10 protein-coding genes are annotated in these 14,549 nt (G+C 66.4%); 9 read left to right on the forward strand and 1 reads right to left on the reverse strand.

Annotated features, from left to right (window positions below):
- The first annotated feature begins 88 nt into the window (after positions 1-88).
- From tipF to ACW18C_RS12685, 4 genes are all read left to right on the forward strand, one after another.
- Entirely contained in the window at positions 89-1,363 is a 1,275-nt protein-coding gene (tipF, locus tag ACW18C_RS12670; RefSeq protein WP_008258738.1) for a flagella assembly cyclic-di-GMP phosphodiesterase TipF, read from the forward strand.
- A 77-nt stretch (positions 1,364-1,440) separates the two neighbouring features.
- On the forward strand, positions 1,441-2,310 hold the full coding sequence (locus ACW18C_RS12675; protein WP_492071232.1) for a TIGR01459 family HAD-type hydrolase: 870 nt from the start codon (positions 1,441-1,443) through the stop codon (positions 2,308-2,310).
- Between the two features lie 39 nt (positions 2,311-2,349).
- A complete protein-coding gene (locus ACW18C_RS12680) occupies positions 2,350-2,811 on the forward strand; it encodes a MaoC family dehydratase (RefSeq protein WP_008263736.1) in 462 nt (153 codons plus the stop codon).
- Positions 2,811-3,740 carry a bifunctional riboflavin kinase/FAD synthetase gene (locus ACW18C_RS12685; RefSeq protein WP_035305580.1) on the forward strand — a complete coding sequence of 310 codons (930 nt, stop codon included), beginning with the start codon at positions 2,811-2,813 and terminating at the stop codon, positions 3,738-3,740. The genes ACW18C_RS12680 and ACW18C_RS12685 overlap by 1 nt, the downstream gene beginning before the upstream one ends.
- A gap of 37 nt (positions 3,741-3,777) precedes the next feature.
- Here ACW18C_RS12685 and ACW18C_RS12690 read toward each other — a convergent pair whose 3' ends face one another.
- Complete coding sequence (locus ACW18C_RS12690; protein ID WP_492071234.1) at positions 3,778-4,305, reverse strand: gamma carbonic anhydrase family protein; 528 nt, start codon at positions 4,303-4,305, stop codon at positions 3,778-3,780.
- Between the two features lie 311 nt (positions 4,306-4,616).
- On the opposite strand from ACW18C_RS12690, the gene ACW18C_RS12695 reads away from it, so the two are divergent.
- The 5 genes from ACW18C_RS12695 to ACW18C_RS12715 all read left to right on the forward strand — a co-directional run bounded on the left by ACW18C_RS12695 (position 4,617) and on the right by ACW18C_RS12715 (position 14,496).
- Positions 4,617-5,408, forward strand: coding sequence for a PhoH family protein (locus ACW18C_RS12695; RefSeq protein WP_154725752.1), 792 nt, complete (start codon positions 4,617-4,619; stop codon positions 5,406-5,408).
- Positions 5,409-5,856: 448 nt separating this feature from the next.
- Complete coding sequence (locus tag ACW18C_RS12700; RefSeq protein ID WP_492071236.1) at positions 5,857-8,145, forward strand: beta-glucosidase; 2,289 nt, start codon at positions 5,857-5,859, stop codon at positions 8,143-8,145.
- Positions 8,146-8,194: 49 nt separating this feature from the next.
- A complete protein-coding gene (locus tag ACW18C_RS12705) occupies positions 8,195-11,326 on the forward strand; it encodes a TonB-dependent receptor (RefSeq protein ID WP_492071238.1) in 3,132 nt (1,043 codons plus the stop codon).
- 72 nt (positions 11,327-11,398) lie between these two features.
- Positions 11,399-12,943: a tryptophan halogenase family protein gene (locus ACW18C_RS12710; RefSeq protein ID WP_492071240.1), complete on the forward strand. Its 1,545-nt coding sequence runs from the start codon at positions 11,399-11,401 to the stop codon at positions 12,941-12,943.
- Positions 12,944-12,951: 8 nt separating this feature from the next.
- Entirely contained in the window at positions 12,952-14,496 is a 1,545-nt protein-coding gene (locus tag ACW18C_RS12715; protein ID WP_492071241.1) for a tryptophan halogenase family protein, read from the forward strand.
- Positions 14,497-14,549 lie beyond the last annotated feature (53 nt).

Consider the following 14,549-nt stretch of genomic DNA (forward strand, 5'->3'; position numbering starts at 1 on the left):
CCGGGTTATTTGCGCCCCGGCTCTAGCCGAACGACATTGATAGCCTGATACTCAGGCGATTCCATCCGGGAGTGGCCACCGCCAGCCGATGCGTAACCTGACCACGGGCTTTCTGTACTTCGCCTATCTGTTCCTCGGCATGACCGTGGGGGCCTTCCTGTGGCGTGCGGGCCTGGGCGCCGGCGCGGGCGTAGCGGGCGCGCTCGGGGCGCTGGGTCTGCTGGGCGCCTTCCACGGCATCGTCACGGGCGTCGCCGCCCGTCGCGCCCTGAAGAAGGAGATCGACCAGGTCCGCGAGGCCCACCGCCTGCTGGCCGATGCGATGGAGTCGACCCAGGGCGCCCTGACCGAACTGGCCCACGCCATCGAGAGCGGCGCCCTGTCAGACACCGACGCCCTGACCGGCGAAGTGCGAATGCTGGAGACCCTGGTCCAGCAGATGAGCGAGAGCATCGACCACCGGCTGTCGGCCGCCCCCAGCATCGGGGTCGAGACCTTCGAAGGCCGGCGCCAGGCCCAGTCGAACGTCCTGCTGCGCACCATCCACGAGGCGCTCAGCGAGGGTCGGGTGGACCTCTATCTCCAGCCCGTCGTATCCCTGCCCCAGCGCCGCACGATCTTTTACGAGAGCTTCACCCGCCTGCGCGACGCGACCGACCGGGTCATGATGCCGGCCGAATATCTGTCGCTGGCCGAGGGCGAGGGCCTGGTGCCCGCCATCGACAATCTGCTGCTGTTCCGCTGCGCCCAGATCGTGCGCCGGCTGGCGCGCCAGGACCGCAAGGTCGGGGTCTTCTGCAACGTGGCCCTGACCTCGCTGGGCGACGAGACCTTCTTCCCGCGTTTCCTGGAGTTCCTCAGCGAGAACCGCGATCTGAACCAGGCCCTGATCTTCGAGCTGGGCCAGGCCAATTTCGACGCGCGCGGCGCCGTGGAGGCGCGCAACATGGCGCGGCTGGCCGACATGGGCTTCCGCTTCTCGCTGGACAAGGTCCAGACGCTGGACCTCGACTTCGCTGACCTGCAGCGGGCGGACGTCAAGTTCATCAAGGTGTCGGCCGACCTGCTGATCGAACAGCTTCTGGATCTCGACGGCGGGGCGCCGCTGCGCTCCATGCCCGACATCCAGGCCGCCGACTTCGCCGCCCTGACCCGCCGCTACGGCGTCGAGGTCATCGCCGAAAAGGTCGAGAACGAGCGTCAGGTCGTCGACATCCTCGAGCTGGACGTCGCGATGGGCCAGGGCCACCTGTTCGGCGAACCCCGCGCCATCAAGGAACAGGTGCTGGCCGAGACCGACCCGCCCGCCGACTTCCTGCGCTCCACCCTGCGCAGCGCTGAACAAAGGCGTCGGTTCAGCTGAACCGGCCTGTCTGCCTCCTCCCCGTTTCATGGGGAGGAGACTTTCGTCATGGCGTCCGAGCGGCTACTCAGACGCCCATGACCCTCCCCCACGCCCTGCCCCACCTCGGCGCCGTCGCCGGCGATTATGACATCCTGCTCTGCGACGTCTGGGGGGTGATCCACAACGGGCGCGAAAGCTGGGCGACCCCGTGCGAGGCTCTGATGCGGTTCAACCGCGAGGGCGGGCATGTGGTGCTGATCTCCAACTCGCCCCGGCCGGCCTCGGACGTGATCGCCCAGTTGGACGGCCTGGGCGTGCCGCGCGAGGCCTGGAAGGCCTTCGTCACCTCCGGGGACGCCACGCGCGCCGAACTGGCCAAGCGGGCGCCCGGCCCGGCCTGGATCGTCGGGCCAGAGCGTGACGCCCCCCTCTACGCCGGGCTGGGTCTGGACCGCGCCGCCGGCGCAGAGGAAGCCGCCTTCATCTCCGTCACCGGCCCCGTGGACGACACGACCGAGACGCCTCAGGACTATCGCGAGCGGTTCGCGGTCGGCGCGGCGCGCGATCTGGAGCTGATCTGCGCCAACCCCGATCGGGTGGTTCAGCGCGGCGACAAGCTGATCTACTGCGGCGGGGCGCTGGCCGACCTGTACGAGTCGCTGGGCGGCCGGGTCGTCATGGCGGGCAAGCCCTATGCCCCGATCTATGATCTGGCGATCAAGGAGGCGCAGACGCTGCTGGGCCGGCCGGTCGATCGGTCGCGCGTCCTGTGCATCGGCGACGGCGTCGTCACCGACATCATGGGGGCCAACGCCCAGGCCCTGGACTGCCTGTTCATCGCCCAGGGCATCCACGGCGACCAGGCCCGGGGCGAGGACGGGACGCTGGATCCCGCCCGCGCCGGCGATCTGCTGAAGGCTGAAACAACATATGCGCGATACGCCGCGCTCGAACTCGCCTGGTAAGGCTCGCCATTTTGTCGCACCGCAGCTAAAGCCTGCAGCATGGTCGAATTGGTACAGCAGCATCCGTCCGGTGGTTACATCCTGGACGAACTTCACGTCGGCATGGCCGCCGAGAAAATCGTGGTCGCCACGGAGGACCGGATTCGGCTGTTCGCCGAGGCGTCCGACGACTTCAACCCTGTCCACCTGGACGAGGCCTTTGCGTCCAAGACCGCCTATCGCGGCCGGATCGCGCATGGCCTGCTGAGCGCCTCGTTCGGATCGGCCGTGGTCGGCACCATCCTCCCGGGCGCCGGGTCGATCTACATCTCCCAGACCCTGGCCTTTCATCAGCCGGTGCGGATCGACGACGTCGTCCGCATCCTGATTACGGTGATCGAGGTCGAGGCCGAGAGCGCGCGGGTCAAGCTGAGCTGCGAAGGCTTTGTCGGCGAGACCATGATCATGGACGGCGTCGCCGTCGTCCGCGTTCCGCGCCGGCGCAAGCCCTCCCAGCGCTGATGCAGATCGTCCGCGACTGGCGCGACCTGCCGAACGCCCTGAGAGGCGCAGCGGTCGCGGTCGGCGCCTTCGACGGCGTGCACCGGGGGCATCAGGCGGTCATTGCGGGCGCAAAGGCCGCCGCCGAACGGCTGGGCGCGCCGCTCGGCGTGGTCAGCTTCGATCCCCATCCGCGCCGCTGGTTCCAGCCCGAGGCGGCGCCCTTTCGCCTGATGACGGCGGACCAGATGGCCCAGGCCCTGGCGCCCCTGGGGGTCGACATCCTGTATCTGCTGCCGTTCGACGGCGAGATGGCGGGCATGAGCGATGCGGACTTCGCCGAAAAGGTGCTGGCGCGGGGGCTTGGCGTGCGCCATGCCGCCGTCGGCTTCGACTTCACCTTCGGCAAGGGGCGGTCCGGCTCGCCCGAAGCCTTGAAGACCTATGGCGAGCGGCTGGGCTTCACGGTTTCGGTGGCCGAACGCCTGGATGACGCCGATGGGCTGAAACTGTCATCCAGCGCCGTGCGGGAGGCCCTGAAGGCCGGGGACATGGACCGGGCCGCCGCCATCCTGGGCCGCCCCTTCGCTCTTCAGGGCGAGGTGATCCACGGCGACAAGCGCGGCCGCACCATCGGCGTGCCGACCGCCAACATCGCGCTGGGCGATTACATGCGCCCCGCCTACGGCGTCTATGCGACCCGCAGCCGTCTGGCGGACGGGCGGGTCGTCAACGGCGTCGCCAGCCTGGGCGTGCGGCCCATGTATGCGCTGGAGACCCCGCTGCTCGAGGTCTGGCTGTTCGATTTCGACGGCGACCTGTACGGCCAGGTCATCGAGACGGAACTGGTCGCCTGGCTGCGCGGCGAGGAAAGCTTCGACGGGCTAGGCGCCCTGAAGGCCCAGATCGACAAGGACGCCGATGCGGCGCGAAGGATTCTAGCCTCCTGATCCCGCGCATCCCGGCGCAAGCCGGGTTGAGCGGAGATTAGAGGGCGCGCAGATCCGCCGCGAACCGTTTCCAGTTCTGCACATAATGTTCGGCCGACATCTGCAGGACGGCGATCTGGTCGGAATCGCGCTCTCGCACCACCTTGCCCGGCTGGCCCACGACCAGACTGTTGTCGGGAATGATCTTGCCCTCGGTCAGCAGGGCGTTCGCGCCGATGATGCAATTGCGGCCGATCTTCACCCCGTTCAGCACCACCGCCCCGATGCCGATCAGGCTGTAGTCGCCGACCTCGCAGCCGTGCAGCATGGCCTGGTGCCCGACGGTGACGCCCCGGCCCAGCGTCAGGGGCGAGCCCATGTCGGTGTGCAGGACGCTGCCGTCCTGGATGTTGCTGTCGGGCCCCACAGTGATCGGCTCGTTGTCGCCACGCAGCACCGCGCCGAACCAGACGCTGGCGTTGGGGTGCAGAATCACGTTCCCAATCACCGATGCGCTCGGCGCGACCCAGTATTCGCCGGGCGCGGGAAACTGCGGTTTGCTGTCGCCCAATGTGTAAATGGTCATCAGAACGCCGCCTAATCTTCTAAAAACGAGGGCTTTAACAGATTTCTAACCACGTTAGCATCAGAGTGTTGATGCGATTCGTGGGTCGCCATTTCGGCCCCGGATCCGAAGCCGGATCAAGCCCGATCCGGTCATTAGTCGGGGCTTCGCGTGGCGCGTTGGGATCCGGGTTCGGTTGTTGGGCGGCGGGTCAGTCCCGTTTCTGACGGCCAAGCTGTCGATCCGGGCGGCCGTCACGACACGGGCCACGGCCTTTTCCTCCCCAAGACCAGCCAAGGCGGAACCCGTATGGGTCCGCCTTTTTTCATGCCCTGGAGACGTCCATGACAAAGCGTGCGGCAATGAAGCGTCAGTCCCGTGAAAACGGAATCCTGGATTCGCGGGAGTTCATGGAGGAGTCGAAGGTGCGTCGGCTCCACGCCCCCCATAACGAACGGTCGGGATGGTCGCCCCATTCCTCGAACGACGACCGCGAGCAGGGCTATCTGAAGACGCTGAAGCCGAAGTCGGAGGGCCAGACGGAAATGATGGCGGCCATCGACGCGCATAATCTGGTCATGGCGCTGGGCCCGGCAGGCACGGGCAAGACCTATCTGGCCGTGGCCAAGGCGGTCGAGGCGCTGGAGGCCGGCAAGGTCGGCCGCATCGTGCTGAGCCGCCCCGCCGTCGAGGCCGGGGAGTCGATCGGCTTCCTGCCCGGCGACATGGAGGACAAGCTGGCCCCCTATCTGCGCCCGCTTTACGACGCCCTTTCGGACCGGCTGAGCATGAAGCGGGTCAAGGCCCTGATGGCGGAGGGCCTGATCGAGATCGCGCCCATCGGCTATATGCGCGGCCGCACCCTGAACAACGCCTTCATCGTCGTCGACGAGGCCCAGAACTGCACCTATGTGCAGCTGAAGATGCTGCTGACACGGCTGGGCTGGCATTCGACCATGGTGGTCACGGGCGACCCCCAGCAGTCCGACCTGCTGCCGGGCATTTCCGGCCTGGCCGATATTTCGGCCCGTCTGGAGGCCATCGACGAAATCGCCGTGGTGCGCCTCGCCGAACGCGACATCGTGCGCCACCCGCTGGTGGCCTCGATGATCGGGGTGATCTGAGCCCGAACCGCCCTGCATCCAAGCTTCTCTATGTCGTCAGACGGACCGGCGAACCCAGGCGCAGTGCGCGCCTGGGTTTTACGCTTGGGTGCGCCCGGACGGACTTGCGCTGCGGCGTTTGACTGGACCTCTGACTGAAACGACTTGTGATCCGTTCATCAGGCATAACGCCGTTCCATTACATCCATTTCGTATTGTGAACGCTCTCAATCCGTGCTTTCCTTTGCCTGCGAGAGGACGAAGATCCTCCGTGCAGGGAGCGGAACGATCATCGGCCATTCGGGCCGGCGAACCACGGCGCGACAAACGCCATCCGCAAACATGATCGAAAAGCTCGCCTCGGCGAGCAACGATGTCGGCTGCCCGCCGTCATCCCCGATGGTGTGCGCCGCGTCCCAACTTCTGTTCTGACGGCCGTCGCCGTCTCTGGATGAGTTTGGGAGCCGGTATGAATTTCCTCTCGTTGTCGCTGATCAGTCGTCTCGCCCTGGCGACGGCCATCGGCATGACGCCTGTCGCGGTCTTCGCCCAGACGGACGGCCGGCCAGTCTCGAGCGAACCCGCCTCGGCCACCCCCGTCGCAACCGAAGTCGCCGCCCGGGCCGACGCCTTGCTGGCCCGGATGACGCGTGACGAGAAGCTGCAGCTGATCCACGGCTATTTCCCGCCGATGGCCGCGCAGACGCCCGGCGCCCCCGTCGCCGACATGATTCCTTCGGCCGGCCATATCCCCGGCATACCCCGCCTGGGCATACCGACCCTGCGCGAAAGCGACGCCAGCCTGGGCGTCGCCAACCAGGTCGAACAGCGCAAGGGCGACGTCGCCACCGCCCTGCCCTCCAGCCTGGCGACGGCCGCCACCTTCGATCCCGAGATCGCCTATGCCGGCGGGGCCATGATCGGGTCCGAGGCGCGGGCCAAGACCTTCAACATCCTGCTGGCCGGCGGGGTGAACCTCACGCGCGACCCGTGGAACGGACGGAATTTCGAATATCTGGGCGAGGATCCGCTGCTGGCCGGGGTCATGGCCGGGGACCATATCCGCGGCGTCCAGTCGAACAAGATCGTCTCGACCATCAAGCATTTCGCCTTCAACTCGCAAGAGACCGGGCGGATGATCATGGACGCGCGGCTGGACGAGGCGTCTCTGCGCGAAAGCGACCTGCTGGCCTTCCAGATCGCCATCGAGCGGGGAAATCCCGGCTCGGTCATGTGCGCCTACAACAAGGTCAACGGCGACTGGGCCTGCGAGAACGACTTCCTGCTGAACCAGGTGCTGAAGCGCGACTGGGCCTATGACGGCTGGGTCATGTCCGACTGGGGCGCGGTCCATTCGACCGAGAAGGCGGCGCTGGCGGGTCTGGACCAGGCTTCGGGCCAGGAACTGGACCGGGCCCTGTATTTCGACGCGCCGTTCCGTGCAGCCCTGGACGCCGGGCGGATTCCCGAGGCGCGGCTGGACGACATGGTGCGCCGTCTGCTGGTCGGCCTGATCGAGACCGGGGTTCTGGATGCGCCTGTGGTCACGACCCCGCAGCCCATCGACTACGCCCGGAACGCCGAGGTCGCCCAGCGTGCGGCCGAGGCGGGCATCGTGCTGCTGAAGAACCAGGGCGGGGTCCTGCCCCTGGCCAAGACGGCCAAACGGATCGTGCTGATCGGCGGCCATGCTGATGTCGGCGTGCTGTCGGGCGGAGGATCGTCCCAGGTGCGGTCGGTCGGCGGCGCGCCGGTCGAGATTCCGCTGACCTCAGGCGCTGCGGCGTCTTTCGCGCGGATGACCTGGCATGCGTCCTCGCCGCTGAACGCGATCCGCGCCGTCGCGCCGGACGCGACCGTGACCTATGTCGATGGCAGGGATGCTGCGGCGGCGGCCGCTGCGGCGCACGCGGCGGACATCGCGGTCGTCTTCGCCACCCAGTGGACCACCGAGGCCCAGGACGTCGAGAGCCTGTCCTTGCCGGACGACCAGGACGGACTGATCGAGGCGGTCGCGGCCGCCAACGCCAGGACGGTTGTGGTGCTGGAGACCGGCGGGCCGGTGCTGATGCCCTGGCTGGAAAAGACCCCGGCGGTGATCCAGGCCTGGTACCCCGGCCAGCGCGGCGGCGAAGCCATCGCCCGCATCCTGTTCGGCGAGGTCAATCCGTCCGGCCGCCTGCCGATCACCTTCCCCGCCTCGGCCGACCAGGCGCCGCGCCCGTCCGTGCCAGGCCTGGCCGAGATGAAGGCCGTGGACGCCGCCGCCGCCTCCAACCCCGGGGCGCCGCAGGGGGCCGTGCTGCAGCCCTTCGCCGTCGATTATGTCGAGGGATCGGACGTCGGCTATCGCTGGTACGAACGCGAGGGACGCAAACCCTTGTTCCCGTTCGGTTACGGCCTCAGCTACACAAGCTTCGCCTATTCCAACCTGGCGGTTTCGAACACCCAGGGTCTGAGCGTCGCCGTCGATGTGACCAACAGCGGCGACCGGGCGGGAGCCGAGGTGGCCCAGCTGTATGTCGCCTCGGCCAACCAGCCCAGGCGTCTGGCCGCCTTTGCGCGGATGACGCTGTCGCCGGGCGAGACGCGTCGCATCGTGCTGAAGGCCGAGCCGCGCATCCTGGCCGAATATGACACCGCACTGCCCGGCTGGCGCATCGCACCGGGCGATTACCGCATCACCGTCGCCCGCGACGCCGCCGAGGCGGGGTTGAGCGCGAACGTCACGCTTTCAGGGTCGATCATCAAGCCTTGAGCCAATGCCGCACAACAAAAACGCGGCGCCAATGAGGAGGGAAAACGAGATGAGAATCCACAAGAGGCCCATGCTGGCGGCCTTGATGGCGAGTTCGGCGCTTGTCGCGCCGGCCTATGCCCAGACCGCGGAACAGGCGCCGATCCCGGCGCCCCAAGACCCGACCGAGATCGGCGAAATCGTCGTCACCGGCATCCGCGCGTCGCAGACCCAGTCGATCAACGTCAAGCGCAACGAGACGGCGCTGGTTGATGCGATCTCGGCCGAAGACATCGGCAAACTGCCCGACGTCACCGTGGCCGACGCCCTGCAACGCATCGCGGGCATCCAGATCCGACGCACCGCCGGCGAAGGCTCGACCGTCAACATCCGCGGCCTGCCGCAGGTCGTGACACTGCTGAACGGCGAACAATATCTGAGCCCCGGTAACCTGGGGAGAGCCGAACCGAACCTGAACGACGTGCCGTCGCAGCTGATGAACTCGATCGTCGTGTTCAAGTCGCAGGACGTGACGAACGCTCAGTCCGGGATTTCGGGTACGATCGACCTGCGCACGCGTCGCCCGATGGACTTCAGCTACGGCACGACCGTCACGGGCGCGGCCGAATACCAGACGGGCGAACGCACTCGTCAGGACGACTATCTGATCAACGGCCTGCTGAATTGGCGGGGCGACCGGATGGGCGTGATGGTCTCCGGCGTCATGAGCGAGTCTAACCTGGGCAATAACTACGCCGGGGTCGCGGGCAGCCTGTTCGGCAGCAACGACTGGGGCGGCACGGGCAATGCCTGGCTTGCGCCGCACGGCTATGAAATGTTCAACCGTGTGGTCGAGCGTGAGCGGGTCGGCCTGAACGCCGCTTTCCAGTTCGATATCGAGGACGGCATCCGTCTAACGGCAGAAGCCTTTTACACCAAGCAGGACGAGTACAACCGCGCCGCCGGTCTGAACGTCTCCAACCGCTGGAGCGGCCTGGGCTGGCTGACGCCGACTGAGTCGATCGACACCGGCCTGGGCTGGCTGGACGTCGAGGAATACGACGTCGACGCCTGGTGGGTGAACTCCTTCACCGTCAACCGTGTCACAAACAACGAGTCCAAGAACTTCAACCTGGAGCTGGACTACGACAAGGGCGGCCCCTTCACCTTCAACGCGCGGGCCGTCAAGGCCGACGCCTCGCTGCTGAGCATGAACGGCCAGGTGCAGGGTGACCTGTCGAACTGGCAGTACGGAGCTGACAGGGCCTTTACCCTATTCCGTCAGGGCGCGGACCGCACGCGCGGCACCTTCTACCCCGCCTCCATCGCCGCCATGTACCCGGCCTCACAATACTCAAACGGTGTCGTGGGCAGCCAGGGCGGACGCTACATAAACCCCAACCCGCTAGGCTATGGAGCGGACCCTCAACTGCATATCGACACCGGCGGCTCGAAGCTGGCTTGGAGCGGCTTCGAGAACAACATTGTCGGCGGTTTAGGCAACGTCCCGCTAAGCCAATATATGTCGAACTTGGACTCCTATACAGTCGGGGCCTATTCGTCGGAAGGCAACCAGCGCAACAACTCGGACCTGACTGTGGTCCGGTTCGACGGGTCGTACGAGTTCCAGGAGGCGCCGGCGTTCGGCTTCCTGACCCGCGTCGACGCCGGCGTCCGCCACAGCGGCCGCGAGGTCGAGGTCACAAACTTCCACCTGTTCTCGGACTTCTACGCCGGACAGGGCGCAGGCAACCAGGCGGGTTGTTCGGCGCAGTGGAAAGCCATCGACGTCGTCATGGACAATCCGCAGTGCCAGGCCGGGGAGTTCGTCTCCAACCCCGGCTTCAACGCGGCCCTCGCCGTCGACCCCACCCCCAGCAGTTGCACCGCCGGCACGGTCGCCAACACCCCGACCTGCTTCCAGGGCTATACGGTCAATCGGCCCACGCTGCTGCGCGAGAACAACAACACCTACTTCCTGACCGACTTCGGTTCGGTCGCCTCGGGCATTCCCGGGGTGTGGGTGGCGGATCCGCGCGACTTCGACGATCCCCGCGCCTTCCAGCAGCGGGTGTTCGGCAACGCCTATGACGTGATCATCCCCGGCAACTCGTATGACGTCGACCTCTATGAGGACAGCGCCTATGTGAACGGGGCGATCGAGGTCGGCCAACTGCACGGCGACATCGGCGTGCGTATGGTCCGCACCGAACTCCGCGTCCGCCAGAACCAAACCGGCGACGTCCGCGCCTATGGCGACACGAATAACGACATCGGCGACACGATCGCGAGCCGCAGCTACACGGACTGGTTGCCGTCGGTGAACCTGGCCTATGACTTCAGCGACAAGCTTCGTCTGCGAGCCGCCTACGCCAAGACGATGATCCCGTTGGACCTGGGAAGTTACGGCGGGGGCGTCACCATTTCGACCGCCGATTCCAACGGCCCGACGCCATTGGATCCGACGGCTCCGCCACGCGGCATCCGTCGCGTGACCGGCGCCACCTTGGCCGGCAGCCCGGATCTAGATCCATGGCGCTCGAGCAACTTCGATCTGGCGCTGGAGTACTATTACGGCCCCGCGACGATGTTCAACATTGCGGCTTTCCGCCTGAACATCGACAGCTTCGTCCGTCGCGGCACCGTGACCTGCGGCGCTGAATACCCGGACGGCGACGGCGTTATCCGTCGTTGTGTGGATGTCAACCGTCCGATCCAGGCCGACGGCGGTGAGTTGCAGGGCATCGAGCTAGGCGCGAAGATCGGCCTGTCCGACTTCATCGACACCCCGATCTGGTCTGACTTCGGCTTCGATGGCAGCTACACCTTCTCCGATAGTTCGACGAACGACAAAGCGTTGGACGGAGATCTTCTGCCCTTCCAAGACAACTCCGAGCAGTCTTTGAACGCCGCCGTTTGGTATCAGGGCGACAAGCTTCAGGCCCGCGTGGCCTGGAACTATCGCACGCCTCGCCTGAGCAGCACCTTCGGAAACATCCCGATCTATCAGGACACCTCTCAGTACGTAGACGTCAACGTCACCTATGACGTCAACGACATGGTCACGGTCTACGCCAACGGCTCCAACGTCCTGGGCGAAATCGAGGAATACTACCTCGAGTTCAAGGACGGCGCGAAGCAGTTCCACAGCCGCAACGAGTTCGAGCCGCGTTACACCATCGGCGTTCGCGCTCGGTTCTGATCTCTTCCTGAGCAAACTGGCCGGCGACATTCGTGTCGCCGGCCTCTTTTTTTCGCGTATTGGTATTCGGCCATGGATGAGATCGACGATCCTCGCATCCGTTCTGTCGTCATAGTCGGCGGCGGCACCGCCGGCTGGATGACGGCTGCGGCCCTGGTTCAGCATTTCCGCACTACCCCGCTGAAGATCACCGTCGTCGAGTCGTCCGACATCGGCACCATCGGCGTGGGCGAGGCGACCATTCCCACCCTCCGCCGGTTCTATGCGCAGCTGGGTCTGCGCGACGACGACGTGATGCGCGCCACCCAGGCGACCTGCAAACTGGGCATCCGTTTCATCGACTGGTCCGGGTCGGGCTCGGATTTCATCCATCCCTTCGGCCTGTACGGTCAGGACGTGAAAGGGATCGGATTTCATCATTACTGGCTGAAACAGCGCGCTGCGGGCGACCGCTCGCCGCTGGCGGCCTATTCGCTGGGGGCGTCGCTGGCCGCCGGCGGAAAATTCACCCTGCCCTCGCCCAATCCGCCGTCGCAGTTGTCGGTGTTCGACTGGGCGCTTCATCTGGACGCCGGCCTGTTCGCCCAGCATCTGCGCGCCTATGCCGAGACCGGGGGCTGCGCCCGGATCGACGCCCGCATCCGCTCGGTGGAACTGCGGCCCGAGGACGGGTTCGTGCGCGCCCTGACGCTGGACGATGGGCGCGAGATCGAGGGCGATCTGTTCGTCGACTGTTCGGGCTTCAAGGGGCTGGCGATCGGCGAAGCTTTGGGCGTGGGGTTCGAGGACTGGGGCCGCTGGCTGCCCTGCGACGCGGCCTATGCGGTGCAGAGCGCCAACCGACCCGGCGACGCCCCCGCCCCCTTCACCCGCGTCACCGCCCGGTCGGCCGGATGGCAGTGGGGGATTCCGCTGCGCCACCGCGCCGGCAACGGTCTGGTGTTTTCCAGCGCCCATCTGAGCGACGATCAGGCCCTGGCCGAGCTCATGCCTCATCTGCTGGGCGATCCGCTGACGGAGCCGCGGCGCATTCCGTTCCGCCCCGGTCGGCGCACCCAGGCCTGGGCCAGGAACTGCGTCGCCATCGGCCTGTCGTCCGGCTTCCTGGAGCCGCTGGAAAGCACCAGTATCGCCCTGATCGAGACCGGGATCGAGCGGCTGAAGGCCCTGTTCCCCGACCGCCGCTTCGCCCAGCCGATCCTGGATGAGTTCAACGACCAGACCGCGCGCGAGATGGAGCGGGTCCGCGACTTCATCATCCTGCACTACAAGCTGAACCGGCGCACCAACACGGACTTCTGGCGCGACTGCCGCGCGATGGCGATCCCCGAGACGCTGGAGCGCAAGATCGCCCTGTGGACGGCGCGCGGCCAGTTCGTCCGCTATCGGTGGGAGATGTTCCACCCGGCCAGCTGGCTGGCGATCTATGACGGCTTCGGCCTGTATCCCGACGGCTACGACCCCGCCGTGGACGCCATGGACCCCGCCTATCTGGCGCGCAGCCTGGCCGAGATGCGCGCCAATATCGCCGACCTGGTCGCCCGCACCCCCGACCACGCCCATTTCCTGGCGGGGCTCGATCCCGCCGCCTCCGCCGCCCCCGCCTCAGCCGCATGAGACCCGACATGGACCAGCCCCGCCGCCCCCTGAAGAAGATCTGCATCGTCGGCGGGGGCACCGCCGGCTGGGTCGCCGCCGCCCTTATGGCTGAACATTTCAAGGGGCGGATGGCGGAGATCGAACTGGTCGAATCCGACGACATCGGCACGATCGGCGTCGGCGAATCCACCGTGCCGCCCTTCCTGGAAATGCTGAAGCGGCTGGGTATCGACGAGCGCGACTTCATCCAGAAGACCCAGGCCAGTTTCAAGCTGGGCATCCAGTTCGAGGACTGGACGCAGAAGGGCGAGAGCTATTTCCACCCGTTCGGCGCCATCGGGGCGCCCGTGGATGTCAGCGACTTCTATCCCGTCTGGCTGAAGGCGCGGATGAACGGCTATGACCGGCCGCTGATGGACTTCGCCGCAGCGGCGCGGATGGCGGCCCAGGGGCGGTTCATGCTGCCGTTCAAGGCCCAGCGCACCCCGATCGGGGGCGCCTCCTACGCCGTTCACGTCGATGCGAAACGGGTGGCGCGCTATCTGCGCGACTTCGCCGAGGCGCGGGGGGTGAAGCGCACCGAGGGAATCGTCGAGGATGTGGCGACACGGCCCGACGGCTTCGTCAGCAGCCTGAAGCTGAAGTCGGGTCAGACGGTCGAGGCGGACTTCTTCATCGACTGCACCGGCTTCCGCGCCCTGCTGATCGGCAAGACCCTGGGCGTCGGCTACACGGACTGGTCCGAATGGCTGATGTGCGACCGGGCCATCGCGGTCCAGACCGAGAATGTCGGCCCGCCCAAGCCCTATACATTGGCCCAGGCGCAGGATTGCGGCTGGCGTTGGCGCATCCCGCTGCAGCACCGGACCGGAAACGGCCATGTCTTCTGCAGCCGCTACATGTCCGACGACGAGGCGACGGCGCGCCTGTTGGAGCAGGTCGAAGGGCGGCCGGTGGTCAATCCGATGGTGGTGCCGTTCAAGACCGGGGTGCGCGAGAAGATCTGGCACAAGAACGTCCTGTCGCTGGGCCTGGCCAGCGGTTTCATCGAACCGCTGGAATCGACGGCCATCCACCTGATCTATCGCGGCATGGACTTCCTGTTCCGCCTGATGCCGGACCTGGATTGCGATCCGAATCTGATCGCCGAGTACAATCGGCGGATGACGGTGGATTACGAGGAGATCCGCGACTTCATCATCCTGCACTACGCCCTGACGCGACGCGACGACACGGCCTTCTGGCGCGCCTGCCGCGACATGGTCCTGCCCGAGGGGCTGCAGCACAAGCTGGAGGTCTTCCGCGCCAACGGCAGCCTGGTCGAGGCGCTGGACCCGCTGTTCCGCAATGTCAGCTGGTATGCGGTGATGGACGGGATGGGCGTGCGGCCCCGGTCCTATCCGCCGCTGGTGGACCGGATCGACTTCAACGGCCTGACCGACGAGATGGACCGCGCCGCCAATATCCTGAACGCCTTCGTCGCCGATCTGCCGACGCATCAGGCCTTCATCGACACCCACTGTCAGGCCCCGCCCGTGGAAGCGCCCGCGCCTTTGGTCATGCCGGCCTGATACCGGCGTGCTTGCCTTGGCGCGGCCAAGGCTGACACAATGGCTCAGGGGAT

This window comes from Brevundimonas sp. FV1ye7S (assembly GCF_058680995.1).